This window comes from Pseudomonas sp. AK-TSAG1-1 (assembly GCF_056821665.1).
On the sequence record NZ_CM165965.1, the window covers coordinates 5,396,408 to 5,417,743 of the forward strand.

Consider the following 21,336-nt stretch of genomic DNA (forward strand, 5'->3'; position numbering starts at 1 on the left):
GGCGTTGGGGCTCGTGGCCCCTGTACCTACTGCCCCCACGGATATGGAGTGCGGCGAATTCTGATTCGTTCTTTTTTAACAGCCATCGCAACGCAGGGAGTCTGGCCAACGGGCCACCAGACCATGGCCCGGGAGGGTCTTGATCTGGATCAAGCAACGTTGAAAGAGTAGTCCCATTTCCGACGAAGAACCGCGTGGTCGTTTGCCGCGTGACAAGTTGCCTCAGGATTGGGGAAATGATCTGAAATACATTCCCTGAGACAGCGCGATCCCTTGTGGTGAGGGGATTTATCCCCGATGGGCTGTGGAGCAGTCCTTGGATGCATCCCTCCAGGCTGCGTCTTCTGGTCGCTTCGTCGATTTTTTACGACTGCTGCGCAGCCGATCGGGGATAAATCCCCCCGCCACAGCGAAATGAGGCGTGCCGGGCACGATAGATGTTTGGCTAACTAAATTTTTTGTCATAGCAACTTCCTGTTACAGACTGGTGATAACCTCGCCATTCCCCTCGAGCCAGACCTGCCTTCAGATGCCCAGCCAAGAGCCCCTGCTGTTACGTCACCACCGTCCGTTTCTCGCGTTCTGGTTTGCACGAATCTTTACTGCCAGCGGTTTTCAGATGCTCACTGTGGCGATCGGCTGGAATCTGTATCAGTTGACCGGCAACGTACTCGACCTGGGTCTGGTCGGTCTGGTCGAGTTCGCGCCACGGGTACTGTTCATGCTGCACACCGGGCATGTCGCCGACCGCTATGATCGGCGCCGGGTCGCGGCCATCTGCCAGTCGTTGCAGGCGTTGATCGCCCTGGCACTGGCAATTGGCAGCGCCACCGATCACATCACCCGGGAAATGATCTTCATCCTCGCCTTCCTGCTCGGCGGCGCGCGCTCCTTTGAGTTGCCCACCACTCAGGCACTGTTGCCGAGCATCGTGCCAACGGCGTTGTTCCCGCGGGCTGTCGCCGCCGCGCAGTCGGCGCAACAGTCGGCCACCATCGTCGCCCCGGCGATGGGCGGTTTGCTCTATGCGTTCGGCAGTGTCTGGGTCTATGGCCCGACCGTGTTGCTCTACGTCATCGCTTGCACATTGATGCTCAACCTGCCCGCCCGGCAAACCCCGCTGAACAAAGGTAAAGCCACACTGGACTCGCTGTTGGCGGGGATTCGCTTCATCCGCAGTCGCCCGGATATCCTCGGGGCGATCTCGCTGGATCTGTTCGCCGTGCTGCTCGGTGGTGCCACCGCGCTGCTGCCGGTGTTCGCCAAGGACATCCTGCTCACCGGCCCATGGGGTCTGGGCCTGCTGCGTTCGGCACCGGCGGTCGGCGCGCTGGGGATGTCGCTGTTTCTGGCGCGATTTGCGGTAGAGCGCAATGTCGGCCGAGTGATGTTCACCGCCGTCGGCGTGTTCGGCGTTGCAACCATCGCCTTCGGCCTCTCGACCTCGTTCTGGTTCTCGCTGGCGGTGCTGGTGGTGCTGGGTGCGGCGGACATGATCAGCATGGTGATCCGCGCCTCCTTCGTCCAACTGGAAACCCCGGACGAAATGCGTGGCCGGGTCAGCGCGGTGAACGGCCTGTTCATCGGCGCCTCGAACCAGTTGGGAGAATTCGAATCCGGCCTCACCGCACATTGGTTCGGCACCGTGCCAGCGGTGGTGATGGGCGGGATCGGCACACTGGTGGTCACCGGGACGTGGATCAAACTGTTCCCCACCTTGGCCAAACGCGACCGGATGCATGTGCCGGTGGAAGAAGCGAAGGTCTGAGTCACATCAGCGAAATCAAATTATCTGGACGACCACCGACAGGAGGCGGGCTCATGCCCATGCACAACCCGCCTATTGTCGCCCACGCCTGATCCCTTCAAACCAACATCTCCCCCGCCACCTTGGCCCGCAACGCCTTGCCGCCAAGCTGCTCAACCAACGTCAGGGCAAACGCCAATGCGTCGCCCGAACCCTGGGCGGTGATGCAATTGCCGTCGACCACCACTGGTTGATCAACAAACGTACAACCTGACAGTTGATGGCTGGCACCCGGCAGGCAGGTCATGCGCCGTTGGCGTAATACACCTGAGGCTTGCAGGGCGATGGCCGGGGACTCGGCGATGGCGGCGAACAGGCGTCCGGCGCTGGCCTGGTCCTTGAGCAATTGTTGCAGCGGTTGATGCGCCGCCAGATGTTGGGCGCCGATGGCGCCACCGGGCAGGACGATCAGGTCGAAGGCCTGCGCCAGCACATCGATCAGCATGCCGTCTGCTGTCAGGCGCGTGCCGCGCGCGCAGGTCAACATGCGCCGGCCTTCGATGCTGGCCGCTACCACCTCGACGCCGGCGCGGCGCAGCACATCGATCAGGGTCACGCATTGCAGATCATCGATGCCCTCGGCGAGGGTAATCAGGGCTCTAAAGGTCATGGCCGCCATCCGCTGGGTGATCTTTCAAGCGTAGTCAGCTTTGCCCTGCCCTGTTCGGTGACAGCCGTTACTTGATGTAAAGCTGGGTCGACAGCGTGTTGCGCGGGGCGTTGAGCGAGGTGTTGCTGAAGGTGAAAGTGCCTTCCTGCTTGCCCGCCAGATCGAAGGTATACAGCGAACCGACGGTGCTACGGCCTGGCGTGCACTCGGTCAGATTGCCGTTATCGAAGGCACACACCGGGGCCCGGGTGCCATTCACTTCGAAACCGTCCAGCGTGGCGTGCGGCTGGTTCTGGCCATAGCCGACTTCCAGTACGTACACCTTGATGCTTGGTCCGGCGTGATTGCATTGAGTCTGCGACTGTCCATCGCCAATGTCTTCAAGGCCACAGGCCGGCGACTGGACCTTGATGACTTTCACTTGCGTCAACGGCGCCGCCGAGGCGGCCTGCGCCGCAGGAGCCCCGGCCATCAGCACCGCCATCAAACCCAAAGCCTTCATCGCGCGCTTGCTCATGCGTTGTCCATCCCGAAAAAATCAGCGCGCAGTATGGCGCAGTTACCCCTGTGGCAAAACTTCGACGACGTTCGGCACCAACAACCGCCATATTCCTCACGCTACTGGTATGATGCGCGGCTTTTTCCGGCCCACCACAATTTTCCAGGCGCTTGCGACGGTCTGTGCTTTGCTGTTGAGGTCGATACATTCACGGCGCCACGCGCGCCACGGGGAGCAGACATGCTGGAAAGGCTGTTTCAACTCAAGGCACACAACACCAACGTGCGTACCGAGATTCTTGCGGGTATCACGACTTTCCTGGCCATGGCCTACATTCTGTTCGTCAACCCGAGCATTCTCGGCGAGACCGGCATGGACAAGGGCGCGGTGTTCGTCGCCACCTGTCTGGCAGCCGCCATCGGCTCGACCATCATGGGCCTGATCGCCAACTACCCGATCGCCCTCGCACCGGGCATGGGCCTGAACGCCTTCTTTACCTATACCGTGGTCCTGCACATGGGCCATACCTGGCAAGTGGCGCTGGGCGCGGTGTTCATCTCGGCGGTGTGCTTCTTCCTGCTGTCGATCTTCCGCATCCGCGAATGGATCATCAACAGCATCCCGCTGCCGCTGCGCTCGGCGATCGCCGCCGGTATCGGCCTGTTCCTGGCACTGATCGCCCTGCACAACGCCGGTATCGTGGTCAGCAACCCGGCCACCATGGTCGGCCTCGGTGACCTGAAAGCCCCGGCTCCGATCCTCGCCACCCTCGGTTTCGCCCTGATTGTTGCCCTCGAAGCCCTGAAAGTGCGCGGTGCGGTGCTGATCGGCATTCTCGCGGTAACCATCGTGTCCATCGCGATGGGCTTCACTCCGTTCGGCGGCGTGACCTCGATGCCACCTTCGCTGGCCCCGACCTTCATGCAACTGGACATCAAGGGCGCACTGGACATCGGTCTGGTCAGCGTGATCTTCGCCTTTCTGTTCGTCGACCTCTTCGACAACTCCGGCACCCTGATCGGCGTTGCCAAGCGCGCCGGCCTGATGGGCAAGGACGGCCACATGCCGAAAATGGGTCGCGCACTGATCGCTGACAGCACCGCGGCCATGGCCGGTTCGCTGCTGGGCACCTCGACCACCACCAGCTACATCGAATCCGCTGCCGGCGTGAGCGCGGGCGGGCGTACCGGTCTGACGGCCGTGGTCGTGGCGTTGCTGTTCCTGCTGGCGCTGTTCTTCTCGCCACTGGCGGCCAGCGTTCCGGCCTTCGCCACCGCACCGGCCCTGCTGTTCGTCGCCGTGCTGATGACGTCGGGCCTGGCGGAAATAGACTGGGAAGACATCACCGTCGCTGCGCCGGTCGTGGTCACCGCGCTGGCCATGCCGTTCACCTACTCGATCGCCAACGGCATCGCGTTCGGCTTCATTTCCTGGACCGTGATCAAGCTGCTGTCGGGCCGCGCCCGTGAGCTGAACCCGGCGCTGGTGATTCTGTCGATTCTGTTCGTGATCAAGTTGGGTTGGTTCAACGCATGACTTTCGATTCCCAGGCTTACGCCGAGCAACTTGAAGCCAAGGTCACGCGTTTGCGTGACCTGTTGGCGCCGTTCGATGCCCCCGAGCCAAGCGTGTTCGATTCGCCGCTGCAGAACTTCCGTCTGCGCGCCGAATTCCGCCTGTGGCGCGAGGCCGGCGAACGGCACTACGCGATGTTCTCCCAGGACGACAAACGCACGCCGATCCTGATCGAAGAGTTCCCGATTGCCAGCCTGCGCATCAACCAATTGATGCCGCAACTCAAGGCCGCGTGGCAAGCCAGTTCGGCGCTCAGCCACAAGCTGTTCCAGGTGGAGTTCCTGACCACTTTGGCCGGCGATGCGATGATCACCCTGTGCTACCACCGTCCGCTGGACGAGCACTGGCATGCCGCCGCTACCCAGTTGGCCGCTGATCTCAATGTCAGCGTCATTGGTCGCTCAAAGGGCAAACGCGAAGTGCTCGGCCTCGATTACGTGGTCGAGGAGCTCGAAGTTGGCGGTCGTACTTTCAGCTACCGTCAGCCTGAAGGTGCGTTCACCCAGCCTAACGGCACCGTGAACCAGAAGATGTTGAACTGGGCGTACGAAGCATTGGGCGATCGCACTGACGATCTGCTGGAGTTGTACTGCGGCAACGGCAACTTCACCCTGCCGCTCGCCACTCGCGTGCGTAAAGTGCTGGCCACCGAGATCAGCAAGACCTCGGTCAACGCAGCACTGAGCAACCTCAGTGAAAACGCTGTGGATAACGTCACGCTGGTACGCCTTTCCGCCGAAGAGCTGACCGAAGCCCTGAACGAAGTGCGCCCGTTCCGTCGCCTGCAAGGCATCGACCTGAAAAGCTACGAGTTCGGCAGCGTCTTCGTCGACCCGCCGCGCGCCGGCATGGACCCGGACACCTGCGAGCTGACCCGGCGCTTCGACAACATCCTGTACATCTCCTGCAACCCGGAAACCCTGGCGGCCAACATCGCCCAACTGCACGACACGCACCGCATCACCCGCTGCGCGCTGTTCGACCAGTTCCCGTGGACGCATCACATGGAGTCAGGCGTGTTGCTGACCCGGCGTTGATTGCCGGTTCCCGGATGCAAAAAAGCCGTCGTGATTGACGGCTTTTTTGTGGGTGTCACGGTGCGATATCGGTTTTACGGGGGCGCCCGCCCTTTTTGCCATTCGCTCGTGCAGCTTCGGATTTTGCCGCACTGCTTTGACGACCGTTGCGCGAAGCAACCACAGAAGCCGCCATCCTCATGAGTGACGGGTTCGCCGAAATCATCCCAGCAATGGAAACATCGAGGTCTTTGCCCTCGTGGCAAAGCGCGGTGCCTGCGAAACCGATTGTCAGTCCCTCATAGTCGCCTGCCTCAAACCCGTCGAACTCCGGATACTGATTCACCGGCAGTAACACACCGCTACCGTCTTCAAAACGGATGACCAGCGATGGTTTTTCAAAGCTCACCGAAACAGCAAATCCGACGACCGGAGCTGCACAACAAGCGCTGCTTCTCACCACTCTCAGGCTAGCGTTGGCGAGGGTCAGGAGTCGGTAAACATTCGAAGGAAAACGTAAGCAAAGCTGTCGTTACAATTAGAACAACCCTGCCCACAAAAATGGCTTGCGTGCGATCACCGAACACAAAACTCCCAGGCTCAAGCACTTCATTTGACCACGGTAACCATCTGGTACATTTTATCTCCGCAGGCTGAAACCCTCGGCCCAAGCCAACAACAATAAGTGGAGTTTGCCCCCCATGCCCCCTATCGTTCTGGTGCTCAACGGCCCGAACCTGAACCTGCTCGGCACCCGTGAACCGGCGACCTACGGTCACGAAACCCTGGCCGATATCTCTGCCCTGTGCGGTCGTGCGGCCGAGGAGTTCGGCCTGGCGGTGGAGTTTCGCCAGACCAATCACGAAGGCGAATTGCTCGACTGGATTCATGCGGCACGCGGGCGCTGTGCCGGCATCGTGATCAACCCGGCGGCCTGGACGCACACCTCGGTGGCGATCCGCGATGCGCTAGTTGCCTGTGAGTTGCCGGTGATCGAAGTGCACCTGTCCAACGTCCATGCACGCGAGCCGTTCCGGCATCACTCGTTCGTTTCGGCCATCGCCACAGCGGTGATGTGTGGCTTCGGCAGCCATGGATATCGCCTGGCCCTGGAACATTTCAGTCAACGGCTGAAGGGGCGCGCAGCATGATCCGCAAGCACGTGATATTGGCCGGACTGATCGGCGCCGGCATTCAGGCTTCGCGCACGCCGTCACTGCATGAGCATGAAGGTGACGCCCAAGGCCTGCGCTACCTGTATCGCCTGATCGACCTCGATCAGTTGCAACTGGACAGCAACGCCCTGCCCGACTTGCTGCTGGCGGCGGAGCGGATGAACTACACGGGCCTGAACATCACCTTTCCGTGCAAGCAGGCAGTCATTGCGCTGCTCGATGAACTGTCGCCGGAAGCCCGGGGCATCGGCGCGGTCAATACCGTGGTGCTCAAGGACGGCAAACGCATCGGCCACAACACCGATTGCCTGGGCTTTGCCGAAGGCTTTCGTCGCGGCTTGAAGGATGCTGCCCGAGAGCGTGTGGTCCAGATGGGCGCCGGCGGTGCAGGTGCGGCAGTTGCCCACGCGCTGCTGAGTGAGGGCGTGCGGCAACTGAGCATTTTCGACGTCGACCGCGAGCGCGCCGAAAGTCTGGCGAACAACCTCAACCAGCATTTCGGCTTCGGTCGCGCTGTCGCCGGGCAAGACCTGCCGGGCACACTGAACAAGGCTGATGGCCTGGTGAACACCACGCCGATGGGCATGGCCAAACTACCGGGCATGCCGGTGCCTATCGAACTGTTGCGCAAAGAATTGTGGGTCGCGGAGATTGTTTACTTTCCGCTGGAAACCGAACTGCTGCGCAACGCCCGCGCCCTCGGTTGCCGCACGCTGGACGGCGGCAACATGGCGGTGTTTCAAGCGGTGAAGGCGTTTGAACTGTTCAGCGGCGTGGTGCCTGATACGCAGCGGATGCTCGCGCATTTTCAAAGCATGAATGGCTGAAGAACAATATAAAACCTGTGGGAGCGGGCTTGCTCGCGAAAGCGGTGTGTCAGGCGCCAGATGTTTCGGCGGACACGCCGCCTTCGCGAGCAAGCCCGCTCCCGCATTGGATAGTGTTACGGCTGCAAGTAGCGCAGCACCGACTCGCAGATCATCTCGCGATGGCGCTGCTTGATGGTCTCGTCCGGCAGGTCGATCTGAAAGATCTCACCGAACGTATGGCGGTTCGAGACGCGATAGAAGCAGAACGAGCTGATCAGCAAGTGCACGTCCAGCGCGTCGAGGCCAGCACGGAAGACGCCCTCCTCGGCGCCACGGCGCAAAATCTCGCCCAGCGAATCGAGGATGGTGTTGTTCATCGCCTTGATCGCGTCGGAACGCTTCACGAACTCGGCGTTGTGGATATTTTCGATGCAGACGATGCGCACGAAATCGACGTTGCGGTCGTGGTGATCGAAGGTGAATTCCACCAGTCGCCGGATCGCCACCACCGGCGGCAACTCCGCCAGGTGCAGGCGGTTTTCGGTGCTGCGGATGTCGCCGTAGAGTTTCTCCAGCACCTCGACGTACAACTGCTCCTTACTGCCGAAGTAGTAATAGATCATGCGTTTGGAGGTGTGGATGCGCTCGGCGATCGCGTCGACGCGGGCGCCGGACAACCCCTGCTGGACGAACTCGACGATCGCCTCCTGGAGGATGTTCTCGCGGGTCTTTTCCGGGTTGTTCTTGCGACTCTTGCGCGGCTCGATGCCTGATACGACGGGAGCGGCGGGGAGTTCTGATGTCATTGTCATTGCGGGCTCACGGCCATCACTGCACAGGTGGGCGATTATGGGCCGCGTCGCACAGTGAAGGAAGCCACGTGGCCCGTGTTTAATCCCGCGTTTACGAATTTCCTACAACTTCGCCTGGCGCACCGCACCGCTGCGTGATTTGGCCATTGCCGCCAGACGCACAGCGACGTTCGCCGCACCGTAACCGGCGTAACCGTTCTTGCGCTGGATGATCTCGAAGAAGAAACGTCCCTCGAACGGCTCGGTGTACACATGGAACAGCTCGCCGCCCTGTGCATCACGGTCGTAGAGCACGTTGTAATAGGCCAGTTCGCTGAGGAACTCGTCATCGAAATCGAAGCGTGCAGCGAGGTCGTCATAATAGTTGAGCGGGATATCCAACAACGGCACACCAGCTTCTTTGGCGCGACTGACTTCGGCGAAGATGTCTTCACAATCGAAGGCGATGTGATGCACACCCGAGCCGCGATAACTCGACAGGGCATGAGAGATCGCGGTATTGCGATTCTCCGAGATGTTCAGCGGCAGACGGATCGAACTGTCGCGGCTACGCAACGCACGGCTCTTCACCAGACCGTAAGGATCGGGCAGCACCACTTCATCGTCGGCCTCGAAATCCAGCAGGCTCTTGTAGAACAGTACCCAACTGTCGAGGCTGTCGGCCGGCAACGCCATGGCCATGTGGTCGATGCGTTTGAGGCCGCCACGAGCCTGAGCGCTCGGCAACAGATTGAAGTCCGTGCCATAGACGTCCGCGGCCTCATCCACCAGATAAATCAGACTGCCGTCCGGCGCGCGTACGGCGGCCAGTTCCAGTTCGTTGGGGCCGACCAGTCCGCGATAGGGCTGGCCCTTGTAAGCGACCGCGCGGGCCAGCGCGCTGGCGCTGTCCTTGACCCGCACGGCGGTGGCGCACAGTGACGGGCCATGGGCCTCGAAAAAACTGTGGCCGAACGAATACGGTTCGGCGTTGAGGATCAGGTTGATATCGCCCTGACGCAGCAGGCTCACGTTCTTGGAGCGGTGCTGCCCGGCCTTGACGAAACCCAGGCGTTCCAGCCAGTTCGTCAATTTGGCGCCCAGGCTTTCATCGACGGCGAACTCGAGAAACTCGATCCCGTTGTACTCACTGGCCTTCGGTGTTTGGAAGAGGATTTCGCGGTTGCTCACCGGTGCTGTCTGCTGCTCCAGGCGCTGGCGGGTTTTCTCCTCCAGATACAGCAGCGAACGCAGACCATCGGCGGCGTTGGCCCGTGGCGGCGCGGCGCGGAAACCATCGTTGAAGATCTCCAGCGACAACGGCCCGGTGTAACCACTCTGAATGATCGGCGCGAGGAACCCCGGCAGATCGAATTCGCCCTGCCCGGGGAAGCAACGAAAATGCCGGCTCCACTCCAGCACATCCATGGCGAGGATCGGCGCGTCGGCCATTTGCACGAAGAAGATCTTGTCGCCGGGGATGTCGGCAATCGCGCTCGGATCGCCTTTCAACGACAAGGTGTGAAAGCTGTCGAGCAGCACGCCGAGGGCCGGGTGATCGGCCTGGCGCACGATGTCCCAGACCTGTTGATAGGTATTGACGTGCCGGCCCCAGGCCAGCGCTTCATAGCCGATGCGCAGCCCGCGGGCGCCCGCATGCTCGGCCAGCAGGCGCAGGTCATCGACGAGGATCTGCCGGTCGCCAACGCAGTCCGCAGAGGCGTTGCTGCACACCAGAATCAGATCGGTGCCCAGTTCCTGCATCAAGTCGAACTTGCGCTCGGCCCGCTCCAGATTACGCGCCAGACGCTCGCGCCGGCAGCCTTCGAAGTCACGAAACGGCTGGAACAGAGTGATCGCGATGCCCAGGTCAGCACACATCTGCCTGATTTCCCGAGGGCTGCCGTCGTAATACAGCAGATCGTTTTCAAAGATCTCGACGCCGTCGAATCCGGCGGCGGCAATGGCTTCGAGCTTTTCCGGCAGGGTGCCGCTCAGGGAAACGGTGGCAATGGAACGCTGCATGCTTGAACTCCCGGTCTGCACTGCTCTGATTCAGGGATGTTTTTATCGTCTGCAAATTATTGGCTGCATGACTGCGCACAGCAATTTAAAGTGTACTACCCGGTTAGTTTTGCGTGCGATTATCGAACACTAAGGCGTTTCGACGAATTGACGATTTTTCGTCCACTGCCCAACATCGACTGCACATTGAGTCCGGACGTGAACGCTCGGTCGCAGTGCCTTGCAAACAACACCACATAACAAATTCAAAAACGGGTGGAACAATGATTCCTTCACAGACTTCCCACATGGCTCCGGCCATGAGCACTGCCACGGGTGGCATCGGCGACAAGATCCGCGGCGCCATGGCCGTCGGCAAGACCCGTTGGGGCATGCTGGCGCTGGTGTTTTTTGCCACCACCCTGAACTACATCGACCGCGCCGCCCTGGGCGTCATGCAGCCGATCCTCGCCAAGGAAATGAGCTGGACGGCGATGGATTACGCCAACATCAACTTCTGGTTTCAGGTGGGCTACGCGATCGGCTTCGTCCTGCAGGGGCGACTGATCGACCGGGTCGGGGTCAAGCGCGTGTTCTTCTGCGCGGTGCTGCTCTGGAGCCTGGCCACCGGCGCTCACGGCCTGGCGACCTCGGCCGTCGGCTTCATGGTCTGCCGGTTCATCCTCGGCCTGACCGAGGCGGCCAACTACCCGGCCTGCGTGAAAACCACGCGGCTGTGGTTCCCGGCCGGTGAACGTGCGGTTGCCACCGGCATCTTCAACGCCGGCACCAACGTTGGCGCGATGTTCACACCGATGCTGCTGCCGCTGATCCTCCATGTGTGGGGCTGGCAGGCGGCGTTCCTGTGCATGTCGGCACTGGGCGGGATCTGGCTGCTGCTCTGGGGGCTGAAGTACTTCAACCCGGAAGACCATCCGAGCGTGAAAAAATCCGAACTCGACTACATCCAGCAGGAAGTCGAACCGGAGCAGGCCCGCGTACCGTTCTCGCGCATCCTGCGCATGCGTGGCACCTGGGCCTTCGCCCTCGCCTACTCGATGACCGCGCCGGTGTTCTGGTTCTACCTGTACTGGCTGCCGCCGTTTCTCAATCAGCAATACAACCTGGGCATCAACGTGACCCAGATGGGCATTCCGCTGATCATCATCTACGTCACGGCCGACTTCGGCAGTGTCGGCGGCGGCATCCTGTCGTCCTTCATGATTGGCCGCGGGATGAACCCGATCAAGGCACGGCTGCTGTCGATGTTCCTGTTTGCCTGCTGCATCATCGGCGTGGTGATGGCGGCCGGCTCAAGCAATCTGTGGGTCGCGGTGGCGGCAATTTCCCTGGCGATCGGCGCGCATCAGGCCTGGACCGCGAACATCTGGAGCCTGGTGATGGACTACACGCCCAAGCACATGATGAGCACGGTGTTCGGTTTCGGCGGCATGTGCGCAGCGATCGGCGGGATGTTCATGACCCAGATCGTCGGCCACATCCTGACCGTCACCCACAACAACTACACGGTGCTGTTCACGCTGATTCCGGCGATGTACTTCATCGCACTGGCGTGGATGTACTTCCTGGCGCCGCGCAAGATTCCGACGATCACCGAGTAACCCCGCCCCTGTGGGAGCGGGCTTGCTCGCGAAAGCGTCCTCTCAGTCACTGAAGATGCCGACTGAAACACCGACTTCGCGAGCAAGCCCGCTCCCACAGGGATTTGCGTTTCTTCAGCGACGGCTTTGCTGCCACGCTGCCGCCAATCCACTGCAGCAGATCACCGCGATCCCGATCACCGTCAATAGACTCGGCGTGTGCTTGAACACCACCCAGCCCAACAACCCCGCAAACACGATCTGGCAGTAGCCAAACGGCGCCAGCAAGGCCGGCGCGGCGTGGCGGAACGCCTGGGTCAGAAACAGGTGCGCAGTCATCCCGCAGGTGCCCAGCGCCAGCATCAACACCCCATGCCCCAGGCTCGGCACCTGCCAGAAGAACGGCACCAGCGCGCTCATCACCAACGTGTTGCACAGGCCGGCGAAAAAGTTGCTGGTGGTCGGGCTGTCGAATTCGCTGAGCTTGCGCGTGAGCAGTTGATAGAAACAGAAGAACAGCGCCGAGCAGAAGGGCAACAGCACTGCCGGGGTGAACAATTCGCCTCCCGGGTGGACGATGATCAGCACGCCGATGAATCCGCAGATCACCGCGATCCACTGCCCGCGCGTCACCCGCTCCTTGAGCAACGGCACCGACAACGCGGTCACCAGCACCGGCGCGAGAAAGTTGACTGCCGTGGCTTCGGCCAGCGGGATGTACAGCAGCGCGGTGGTGAAAAACAGACTGGTGCCCAACAGGCACAAGGCCCGCGCCAACTGCCACAACGGTCGCTTGGTGCGCAGCACCCGCAACCCAGACTGCGGCAGAAAGATCCCCGCCATCAGCAAGGTGTGCACCAGATACCGAGCCCACACCACCATCACGATCGGATAGAAACCCGAGAGGTATTTCGACAGCGCGTCATGGCTGGAAAACAGAAAGGTCGCCAGGACAATCAGCAAGATCCCTTTGAAGGGTTGGTTGACGCCGGATAACGGTGTGCTGACGGTCATGAGCTCTCCTTGTAAATACTGCGCAACAATCTAGAGCCAGGCGTCAGACTCTCACACACGACAAACCAAATACTGGGCGAACAACGCACGACTTCACCCGCACCGCGTTTCCACACAGAGTAGAAACCACCGCACTGCACACGATACCTTCCCGGGCACGCGGCTAAAACGCTAATCTGGCGGCGACAGAACCGTCGCGCCGCCCGGCTGTCTGACGACCGGACTGGCGCCGCTCCTGCGCACCAGCAACACTCATCACCACGCAACTTTCACCCGGTACAGATAGAGGATTCCCACATGCTATGGAAAAAAGGCCGACGCAGTGACAACGTCGTCGACGCCCGGGGTGATGAGGGCGACAGCGGTGGCGGTGGCATGCGTTTCGGTGGCGGCAAGGGCCTGAGCCTCGGGGCGATCCTGCTGATCGTCGGCATCGGCTGGATCACCGGGCAGGATCCTTTGCAGATCCTCGGCCAGCTCACCGGGCAAATGACCGAGCAATCGGCACCCGCTACAACGCAAACCCGTCAAGCGCCACCGGCCAATGACCAGCAGGCCGAATTCGTCCGCTCGATTCTTGGCGACACCGAAGACACCTGGGGCGCGATTTTCCAGCAGGCCGGGCGCCAATATAAGGATCCGACCCTGGTGCTGTTCAGCAACCGGGTGAATTCCGCCTGCGGTCTCGCCACCTCGGCCACTGGCCCGTTCTATTGCCCGGCGGATCAGAAAGTCTATCTGGACATGGCGTTCTTCCAGGAAATGGCCCAGCGCTTCAAGGCCGCCGGCGACTTCGCCCAGGCCTACGTGATCGCGCATGAAGTCGGCCACCATGTGCAGACGCTGCTCGGCGTCTCGGCAAAAATCCAGGCCGCCCGCCAGCAGGGCCGGCAGATGCAAGGCGATGGCGGTTTGCTCGTGCGTCAGGAATTGCAGGCCGACTGCCTCGCCGGCGTCTGGGCCTACCATGCGCAGAAGCGCCTGAACTGGCTGGAACCCGGTGACGTCGAAGAGGCCTTGAACGCGGCCAACGCCATCGGTGATGATCGACTGCAACAACAGGGTCAGGGCCGTGTGGTGCCGGACTCGTTTACCCATGGCACGTCGGAGCAACGAGTGCGCTGGTTCAAAACCGGATTCGCCCAGGGCCAGGTCGGCCAGTGCGATACCTTCGCCGCGAAAAACCTCTAAATGCGTAAATGGCTTTTGGCTTTACTGATCATCGGCGGCAGTGCCCAGGCCGCCGGTGTCGACGCGATCAGTCCCGGGCGCCTGCAACTGAAGGCCGGGGAAATGGCTGTCGGCCTCGGCCCGGCGCCGGAGAAGATCGAACGGGTGCTGATCGTCATTCACGGTCGTCTGCGCAACGCCGAGACCTACCGCAAAAGCGCCGAGAGCGCCGCCGAACTGGCCGGGCAAACCGCGCACACGCTGGTGATCGCCCCGCAGTTTCTCAACGAAAGTGACGTCGCCCTGTACTCCCTGCCCAACACATTGTTGCGCTGGAAAGGCAACGAGTGGATGGGTGGCGGGTTATCCACAGGACCCAACTCGCTGAGTTCCTACGCTGCACTGGACGAAATCGTCGCGCGGGTCAGCGATCGCAAGCAGTTCCCGGATGTGCAGCAGATCGTGATTTTCGGCCATTCCGGTGGCGGACAAGTGGTGCAGCGCTATGCCCTGCTCGCCAAGGATCAGCCGGCACTGAAGGCCAACGGCATTCGTCTGCGGTATGTCGTGGCCAATCCGTCTTCGTATGCTTATTTCAACGAACAGCGGCCCGTGGCGTTCGATCACGCGCAGTGCCCGGGTTTCAATCGCTGGAAGTACGGTCTGAGCGACATGCCAGTGTACGCCGGTGGGCAAACGCCGTTGCAGCTTGAAAGCAGTTACATCAAGCGCGAGGTGATTTATCTGCTCGGCCAACAGGACATCGACCCGCAGCATCCGGCGCTGGACAAGCGTTGCGCCGCCGAAGCCCAGGGCGCTTATCGCCTGGAGCGCGGCAAACTGTTTTTCGGCTACCTGCTGCGCCGCCATCCGGAAGGGGTCAATCAGCGGCTGGTTGAAGTGCCGGGGGTGGGGCATAACGGCGATGGGATGCTGACATCGCCGCAGGGGCAGAAAGCCCTGTTCGATCAGTAATCCCTGCGGCGGCCGCTCTGGCCTCTTCGCGAGCAAGCCCGCTCCCACAGGGGAATGCATTCCATATGTGGGAGCGGGCTTGCTCGCGAAGGCAATCTGGCAGGCGCCGAGGATCTCAGGCCGAAAGCATCTGCCGCAACACCACACAATCCTGCGCATGCCAGTCGGTCAACTCCGGCCACGGGTTATCCGGCAAATTCACCAGCACCGTCCGCGCCCCGGCCGCTCGCCCGCAATCCAGATCGAAGCGGTAATCACCGACCATCACCATCTCGCTGGCCGGCACGTTCCAGGCCTCGGCCAGTTTCAGCAACCCGCCAGGATGCGGCTTGGGCGGAGCTTCATCGCGGCCCAGTACATCTTCCACCGCGAAGCAGTCGGCCAGGCCAATAGCTTCGAGCGTCACATGCGCCAGTTCCCGTGCATTGCGCGTCAGGATGCCAAGGCGATAACCGCGCCCGTGCAGGTCACGCACCAGCTCCACCGCACCCACCGCCGGTTTTGAACCCAGCGCCAGATCACGCTCATGCTCCAACAGCCACGCATGCTTCGCTGCCGCTTCATCGGCTGGCAGCGCTGCGAGATGGGTAAGGATGTCATCCTCGGGCGGAATCGCCAGCGCCACGCGGATCGCCGCAAAGTCATGCACCGCGACGGTCAGGGTGCCGTCCATGTCGAACACCCAGTGCTTCACATCGCTCAGGCTCATGCCCAGTCCTTGCGGTGACGAATCAAGCCTTCCTGGGTCACCGACGCCACCAGTTGCCCGGCGCGGTTGTACACGCTGCCACGGGAGAAGCCACGGGAATTGCCGGCCCATGGGCTGTCCATCGCGTAGAGCAACCAGTCATCGGCGCGCAGATCGTTGTGGAACCACAACGCGTGATCGAGGCTGGCGACCTGCATGTCCTTCTGCCAGACCGACTTGCCGTGGGGCAGCATCGAGGTGGTCAGCAGACCGAAGTCCGAGGCGTAGGCCAGCAGGTATTTATGCAACGCCGGAATGTCGGCCAGCGCACCGTCAGCGCGGAACCACACGTACTTCACCGGATCGGCCGGCTGCGGGTTGTACGGGTCTTTTTCGGTGACCGGGCGAACTTCGATCGGTTTCGGGCACAGCAGCTTTTCGCGCATGTGCTCGGGGATCAGGTGCGCGCGTTGCTGGGTCAGTTCCAGCTCCGACGGCAGGTTTTCCGGGCCGACCACCACCGGCATCTGGCTCTGATGTTCGAAGCCTTCCTCGTCGTACTGAAACGACGCGCTGCAGGTAAAGATCGGGTGCCCTTTCTGGATCGCCGTCACCCGGCGAGTGCTGAAACTGCCGCCATCACGCACGCGATCCACCGAATACACCACCGGCAACTTGGCGTCGCCGGGGCGCAAAAAATAGCCGTGCATCGAATGCACATGACGCGCCTCTTCAACCGTCTGACTGGCCGCCGACAGCGACTGACCGAGCACCTGACCACCGAACAACTGACGGAAACCCAAGTCCTGGCTACGGCCACGGAACAGGTTTTCCTCGATCGGCTCCAGGGTCAGCAGGTCGACCAGATCATCCAACACTTGGCTCATTCAGACTCTCCTCACACAACGCTATGCCGCGCAGTCTTGGCTGCGGCGGCCCATTCAGGTTCTGGCGCGAGCCACTGTCGCGCCATTGTAAACGTCCGTGTCGGCTTAGCCATGCAAGGTCTGCAGCCATTGCTCCCGGGTGATGCGGTACAACAGATGTCGACGCAGCGGGTGGTCGACAGCCAGTTTGGGGTGATCGAAATCATCGGCCGGGTCGTGATGCATGCCAATCGCCTGCATGACTTTCTCCGACGGCAGATTGCTCTGTGCGGTGAAGGACACGATCTCCTTCAGCGCCAGCCGATCAAAGCCTGCGCGCAATGCCGTCCAGGCTGCCTCACTGGCGTAACCCAGGCCCCAATGTTCCTTGGCCAGACGCCAGCCGATTTCCACGGCTGGGGTGAATGGCGCATCGAAGCCGACCACGCCGAGGCCGGTAAAACCGATGAACTCGCCGCTGTCCTTGCGCTCCAGCGCCCACAAGCCATAACCGTGCTCGGCAAAATGCCCGCGCACGCGGCCGATCATCGACGCGCTTTCCAGGCGGCTCATCGGCGCCGGAAAATAGCGCATCACCTGAGGATCGGCGCACATCGCCGCAAATGCCGGCAAATCCTCGTCGCGCCACTGGCGCATCAACAGGCGTGCGCTTTCGAGTTCCTGTATCGGCTCCATCGTGCCCCTCCGTTTCCATGCCGCAAGTCTACATCGCTGGTAGGATCCTTCACGCTTTCCTACATTCCTGACCCCAAGTACTGATAAGAAATCGCCATGCCAGTGCCGCTGATCTACCACGAAGACTACAGCCCCGACTTTCCGGCGGATCACCGCTTTCCGATGGACAAGTTCCGTTTGCTGCGCGATCACCTGGTCGACAGCGGCCTGACCCGCGACGCTGATCTGCTGCGTCCAGAGATCTGCCCCAACGACATCCTCGCCCTCGCCCATGACCGTAGCTATATCGAACGCTACATGAGCGGCGAGTTGTCCCGCGAAGACCAGCGGCGCCTCGGCCTGCCGTGGAACGAAGCACTGGCCCGACGCACCGTGCGGGCTGTCGGCGGTTCGATTCTGGCGGCCGAAAAAGCCTTGGCGCACGGCCTGGCCTGTCACCTGGCCGGCGGTACACACCACGCCCATTACGATTACCCGGCCGGGTTCTGCATTTTCAACGACCTGGCGATCATCAGCCATTACCTGCTGCAAAGCGGTCGGGTGAACCGGGTGCTGATCTTCGATTGCGACGTGCATCAGGGCGACGGCACCGCGCGAATCCTGCAGGACACGCCAGAGGCGATCACCGTTTCCCTGCACTGTGAAAAGAATTTTCCTGCACGCAAGGCCGAAAGCGACTGGGACATTCCGCTGCCTAAAGGCATGGGCGATGCCGATTACCTGAAAGTGGTGGATGACACACTCAACTACCTGCTGCCGCTGTATCAACCGGATCTGGTGCTGTATGACGCCGGCGTTGACGTGCACAAGGACGACGCCCTCGGTTATCTGCAACTGACCGACGCCGGTGTCGCCGCCCGCGATGAAAGCGTGATGCGCCATTGTCTGGGCCGTGACATCCCGGTGGTCGGGGTCATCGGTGGCGGCTACAGCAAGGATCGCCACGCCCTCGCCCGCCGCCACGGCATCCTGCACCACAGCGCGCAACGAGTCTGGCAGTCACTGGGCTGTCATTAAGTTGTGCTGCGTTACCCACAATGGCTGTGGAACGGCCTGTGGATAACCTGAGCGAAAGGGACTACAGGCCACAGCGAACATGGCGTACAGCTTGATGGTTGTTTTTTAACCAGATACCGAACCCACCATGATTTCCCTGTGAGGAGCGAGCCTGCTCGCGAAGACGTCGGCACAGTCGACATAAAAGTGACTGACCCATCGCTTTCGCGAGCAGGCTCGCTCCCACAGGGATCTCCCACATCGATCTGCGCTGTTAGAATGCGCGCCTTATCCCGCCATACCACAGCGCACGCCATGACCCAGACATCCGCCCCCCTCCCCGCTCACGTCGCCATCATCGGCGGTGGCCCCGCTGGCCTGATGGCCGCCGAGGTGCTGAGCCAGGCCGGCGTGCGCGTCGATCTGTACGACGGCATGCCGTCGGTGGGGCGCAAGTTCCTGCTGGCCGGAGTCGGCGGCATGAACATCACCCATTCCGAAGCCTACCCGGCGTTCCTCGCGCGCTATGCCGAACGCGCACCGCAAATCGCACCCTGGCTGCGCGCCTTCGACGCCGATGCGTTGTGCCGCTGGATTCACGACCTCGGTATCGAGACCTTCATTGGCAGCTCCGGTCGGGTGTTCCCCACCGACATGAAAGCCGCCCCGTTGCTGCGTGCCTGGCTCAAGCGCCTGCGCGACTGCGGCGTGGTTATCCACACCCGCCATCGCTGGCTTGGTTGGGATGAACACGGCGCACTGCGCATCGCCGGCCCCGACGGCGACATCACCGTCAAACCCGATGCCACCCTGCTCGCCCTCGGCGGCGGCAGTTGGTCGCGCCTTGGCTCGGACGGCGCGTGGATGCTGCCGCTGGAGCAAAAAGGCGTAGGACTGGCGCCGTTGCAGCCGAGTAATTGCGGCTTCGAGGTGCAGGCCTGGAGCGAGTTGCTTGTCAGCAAATTCGCTGGCGCACCGCTGAAAAACGTCGCTATCGGTTTGAACGACGATGTGCCGCGCTTGGGCGAATGCGTGATCACCGCAACGGGCGTTGAAGGCAGCCTGATCTACGCGCTGTCGGCGCCGATTCGCGAGGCGATCAACGCGCATGGCTCAGCCACGGTGCACATCGATCTGCTGCCGGGCCGGCCTGTGGATAAATTGCAGGCTGCGTTGAGCAAACCGCGAGGTTCGCGCTCGATGGCCAAGCATCTGCACAGTCAGGTCGGAATCGATGGGGTGAAAGCGGCGCTGCTGCGTGAATTGACTGACGCGACAACCTTTGCCGACCCGGCGCTGTTGGCCCGGGCGATCAAGGCATTGCCGTTGACCCTGGTGAAAACCCGTCCGCTGGACGAAGCGATCAGCAGCGCCGGTGGCGTGATGTTCGAGGCGATGGATGAGTGCTTGATGCTCAAGGCGTTGCCGGGGGTGTTCTGCGCGGGGGAGATGCTGGACTGGGAAGCGCCGACGGGCGGCTATTTGCTCACGGGGTGCTTTGCCAGTGGGCGGGCTGCGGGGTTTGGGCTGCTGGAGTGGTTGCAGCGCAAGGGCTGAAGACTGCGGTGCGCCCTTTGCGAGCAAGCCCGCTCCCACAGGATATCTCCATTTCACTGAAGACCCATGTGGGAGCGGGCTTGCTCGCGAAGGCGTCCTTACAGACGCCGCATCAAATCAAGGTTTGCGCTTACGCGGCCCGGTATTGAACACCGGCACTTTACGCACAGGCTTGATCGAAGGCTCCGGCGCCTGGGTATCGCCACTGTCGACCCACTTGCCGAGATTACGCTTGCCGCCACCGCCGCCGGAGGTCTTCGGCTTTTTCGGTTTCTTCGGCTTTTTGATCACCTGACCGCTGGCATCGGTATCCGGCACGCGGTGCTCAGGTTCGAAGTCCGGCTCGTTCTGGCGCTTCAAGGTCTGACGCGTGAGCATCTCGATCGCCGAGAGCATGTTCACTTCATCGGCGCACACCAGCGAAATCGCCTCGCCCGTAGCGCCAGCGCGCCCGGTACGACCGATGCGGTGAATGTAATCCTCCGCCACGATCGGCAGGTCGAAGTTGACCACCAGCGGCAGGTCTTCGATGTCCAGACCCCGGGCAGCCACATCGGTGGCCACCAGAATCTGCACTTCACTGAGTTTGAAACGATCCAGCGCACGCTGGCGGGTCGCCTGCGGTTTGTCGCCATGGATGCCGTCGGCATTCACGCCCAGGCCCTGGAGTTTTTCCACCAGCGCGTCAACGCCGTTGCGGGTCTTGGCGAACACCAGCACCTGCTTCCACTTGTTCTTGCGCATCAGGTGCACGAACAGTTCAGGCTTGCGCTTCTTGTCCACCGTCACCACCCATTGCTTGACGGTGTTGGCCGCGACGTTACGCGGGCTGACTTCGACGCTCAGCGGATCGTTGAGCATCTGCCCGGCCAGCAGGCGGATGTCATCGGAGAACGTCGCGGAAAACAGCAGGGTCTGGCGCTTCTTCGGCAGCGCGCGATAGATGTTCGCCAGCTCTTCGGAGAAACCGAGGTCGAGCATGCGGTCGGCTTCGTCCAGCACCAGGGTTTGCAGCTGATTGAATTTCAGCGCGTTCTGGCGGAACAGGTCGAGCAGACGGCCCGGCGTCGCCACCAGCAGATCGACGCCGCCGCGCAGCTTCATCATCTGCGGGTTGATGCTCACGCCGCCGTACACCGCATAGGTGCGCAGCGGCAGGTTTTCAGCGTACTGGCGCACGGATTCGTGAACCTGCTCGGCCAGCTCGCGGGTCGGCACCAGAATCAGTGCGCGCACCGAGTTGGCGGTGACTTTCGGCCCTTCCATGGCCAGCAACTGCAGCAGCGGCAAGGCGAAACCGGCGGTCTTGCCGGTGCCGGTCTGGGCCGCAGCCATCAGGTCGCGACCGGCCAGAACGGCCGGGATGGCTTGCGCCTGGACCGGCGTTGGAGTCTGGTAGCCGAGCGTCTCGAGGGAGCGCAGCAAGGGTTCGATCAGGCCAAGGGTGGCGAAAGTCATGGGAATACCGTAGGAAAAATCAGCGCGGT

General features: G+C 61.7%; 20 protein-coding genes. 10 read left to right on the top strand and 10 right to left on the bottom strand.

Annotated elements, in window-relative coordinates; all coding sequences use genetic code 11:
• Positions 1-529: 529 nt before the first annotated feature.
• A complete protein-coding gene (locus AC1UK9_RS24400; RefSeq protein WP_025108751.1) occupies positions 530-1,768 on the top strand; it encodes an MFS transporter in 1,239 nt (412 codons plus the stop codon).
• Positions 1,769-1,865: 97 nt separating this feature from the next.
• Here the strand turns inward: AC1UK9_RS24400 and AC1UK9_RS24405 are convergent, their stop codons facing one another.
• Entirely contained in the window at positions 1,866-2,417 is a 552-nt protein-coding gene (locus AC1UK9_RS24405; protein WP_482578655.1) for a DJ-1 family glyoxalase III, read from the bottom strand.
• A gap of 67 nt (positions 2,418-2,484) precedes the next feature.
• Positions 2,485-2,934, bottom strand: coding sequence for a DUF4879 domain-containing protein (locus tag AC1UK9_RS24410; RefSeq protein WP_473013646.1), 450 nt, complete (start codon positions 2,932-2,934; stop codon positions 2,485-2,487).
• 222 nt (positions 2,935-3,156) lie between these two features.
• Between AC1UK9_RS24410 and AC1UK9_RS24415 the strand changes: the two genes are divergently transcribed.
• Both AC1UK9_RS24415 and trmA read left to right on the top strand, forming a co-directional pair.
• The gene (locus AC1UK9_RS24415; RefSeq protein ID WP_025108748.1) at positions 3,157-4,452 is read left to right on the top strand and encodes an NCS2 family permease; all 1,296 of its coding nucleotides are present in this window, start codon (positions 3,157-3,159) and stop codon (positions 4,450-4,452) included.
• Entirely contained in the window at positions 4,449-5,528 is a 1,080-nt protein-coding gene (trmA, locus tag AC1UK9_RS24420; protein ID WP_482578656.1) for a tRNA (uridine(54)-C5)-methyltransferase TrmA, read from the top strand. The genes AC1UK9_RS24415 and trmA overlap by 4 nt, the downstream gene beginning before the upstream one ends.
• A gap of 55 nt (positions 5,529-5,583) precedes the next feature.
• On the opposite strand, the gene AC1UK9_RS24425 is transcribed toward trmA, so the two are convergent.
• Positions 5,584-5,976: a DUF2442 domain-containing protein gene (locus AC1UK9_RS24425; RefSeq protein ID WP_482580525.1), complete on the bottom strand. Its 393-nt coding sequence runs from the start codon at positions 5,974-5,976 to the stop codon at positions 5,584-5,586.
• A gap of 232 nt (positions 5,977-6,208) precedes the next feature.
• Here AC1UK9_RS24425 and aroQ point away from each other — a divergent pair, with 232 nt between their 5' ends.
• The gene (gene aroQ / locus AC1UK9_RS24430) at positions 6,209-6,658 is read left to right on the top strand and encodes a type II 3-dehydroquinate dehydratase (RefSeq protein WP_482578657.1); all 450 of its coding nucleotides are present in this window, start codon (positions 6,209-6,211) and stop codon (positions 6,656-6,658) included.
• A complete protein-coding gene (locus tag AC1UK9_RS24435) occupies positions 6,655-7,509 on the top strand; it encodes a shikimate dehydrogenase (protein WP_025108743.1) in 855 nt (284 codons plus the stop codon). The genes aroQ and AC1UK9_RS24435 overlap by 4 nt, the downstream gene beginning before the upstream one ends.
• 116 nt (positions 7,510-7,625) lie before the next feature.
• On the opposite strand, the gene AC1UK9_RS24440 is transcribed toward AC1UK9_RS24435, so the two are convergent.
• Together AC1UK9_RS24440 and quiC are read right to left on the bottom strand one after the other, a co-directional pair.
• Positions 7,626-8,303: a TetR/AcrR family transcriptional regulator gene (locus tag AC1UK9_RS24440; RefSeq protein ID WP_025108742.1), complete on the bottom strand. Its 678-nt coding sequence runs from the start codon at positions 8,301-8,303 to the stop codon at positions 7,626-7,628.
• Between the two features lie 102 nt (positions 8,304-8,405).
• Positions 8,406-10,307, bottom strand: a complete 1,902-nt coding sequence (gene quiC / locus AC1UK9_RS24445) for a 3-dehydroshikimate dehydratase QuiC (protein WP_482578658.1) — start codon at positions 10,305-10,307, stop codon at positions 8,406-8,408.
• A gap of 287 nt (positions 10,308-10,594) precedes the next feature.
• On the opposite strand from quiC, the gene AC1UK9_RS24450 reads away from it, so the two are divergent.
• Positions 10,595-11,908, top strand: coding sequence for an MFS transporter (locus AC1UK9_RS24450; RefSeq protein ID WP_371262549.1), 1,314 nt, complete (start codon positions 10,595-10,597; stop codon positions 11,906-11,908).
• Between the two features lie 114 nt (positions 11,909-12,022).
• On the opposite strand, the gene AC1UK9_RS24455 is transcribed toward AC1UK9_RS24450, so the two are convergent.
• Positions 12,023-12,901, bottom strand: a complete 879-nt coding sequence (locus AC1UK9_RS24455; protein ID WP_025108739.1) for a DMT family transporter — start codon at positions 12,899-12,901, stop codon at positions 12,023-12,025.
• Positions 12,902-13,198: 297 nt separating this feature from the next.
• On the opposite strand from AC1UK9_RS24455, the gene ypfJ reads away from it, so the two are divergent.
• Positions 13,199-14,092, top strand: a complete 894-nt coding sequence (ypfJ, locus tag AC1UK9_RS24460; RefSeq protein ID WP_482578659.1) for a KPN_02809 family neutral zinc metallopeptidase — start codon at positions 13,199-13,201, stop codon at positions 14,090-14,092.
• Positions 14,093-15,046 (top strand): alpha/beta fold hydrolase, encoded by a 954-nt coding sequence (locus tag AC1UK9_RS24465; RefSeq protein WP_482578660.1) that lies wholly within the window; start codon positions 14,093-14,095, stop codon positions 15,044-15,046. It abuts the gene before it with no gap.
• Positions 15,047-15,161: 115 nt separating this feature from the next.
• On the opposite strand, the gene AC1UK9_RS24470 is transcribed toward AC1UK9_RS24465, so the two are convergent.
• The 3 genes from AC1UK9_RS24470 to AC1UK9_RS24480 all read right to left on the bottom strand — a co-directional run bounded on the left by AC1UK9_RS24470 (position 15,162) and on the right by AC1UK9_RS24480 (position 17,296).
• The gene (locus AC1UK9_RS24470) at positions 15,162-15,755 is read right to left on the bottom strand and encodes an HAD family hydrolase (RefSeq protein WP_025108736.1); all 594 of its coding nucleotides are present in this window, start codon (positions 15,753-15,755) and stop codon (positions 15,162-15,164) included.
• A complete protein-coding gene (gene tesB, locus AC1UK9_RS24475; RefSeq protein WP_025108735.1) occupies positions 15,752-16,621 on the bottom strand; it encodes an acyl-CoA thioesterase II in 870 nt (289 codons plus the stop codon). The genes AC1UK9_RS24470 and tesB overlap by 4 nt, the downstream gene beginning before the upstream one ends.
• 105 nt (positions 16,622-16,726) lie before the next feature.
• Positions 16,727-17,296 (bottom strand): GNAT family N-acetyltransferase, encoded by a 570-nt coding sequence (locus AC1UK9_RS24480; RefSeq protein ID WP_025108734.1) that lies wholly within the window; start codon positions 17,294-17,296, stop codon positions 16,727-16,729.
• A 96-nt stretch (positions 17,297-17,392) separates the two neighbouring features.
• Between AC1UK9_RS24480 and AC1UK9_RS24485 the strand changes: the two genes are divergently transcribed.
• Both AC1UK9_RS24485 and AC1UK9_RS24490 read left to right on the top strand, forming a co-directional pair.
• The gene (locus AC1UK9_RS24485) at positions 17,393-18,313 is read left to right on the top strand and encodes a histone deacetylase family protein (RefSeq protein ID WP_482578661.1); all 921 of its coding nucleotides are present in this window, start codon (positions 17,393-17,395) and stop codon (positions 18,311-18,313) included.
• Between the two features lie 294 nt (positions 18,314-18,607).
• Positions 18,608-19,849 (top strand): TIGR03862 family flavoprotein, encoded by a 1,242-nt coding sequence (locus AC1UK9_RS24490; protein WP_482578662.1) that lies wholly within the window; start codon positions 18,608-18,610, stop codon positions 19,847-19,849.
• 117 nt (positions 19,850-19,966) lie between these two features.
• Here the strand turns inward: AC1UK9_RS24490 and rhlE1 are convergent, their stop codons facing one another.
• Positions 19,967-21,307 (bottom strand): RNA helicase RhlE1, encoded by a 1,341-nt coding sequence (rhlE1, locus tag AC1UK9_RS24495; RefSeq protein ID WP_025108731.1) that lies wholly within the window; start codon positions 21,305-21,307, stop codon positions 19,967-19,969.
• Between the last annotated feature and the right edge of the window lie 29 nt (positions 21,308-21,336).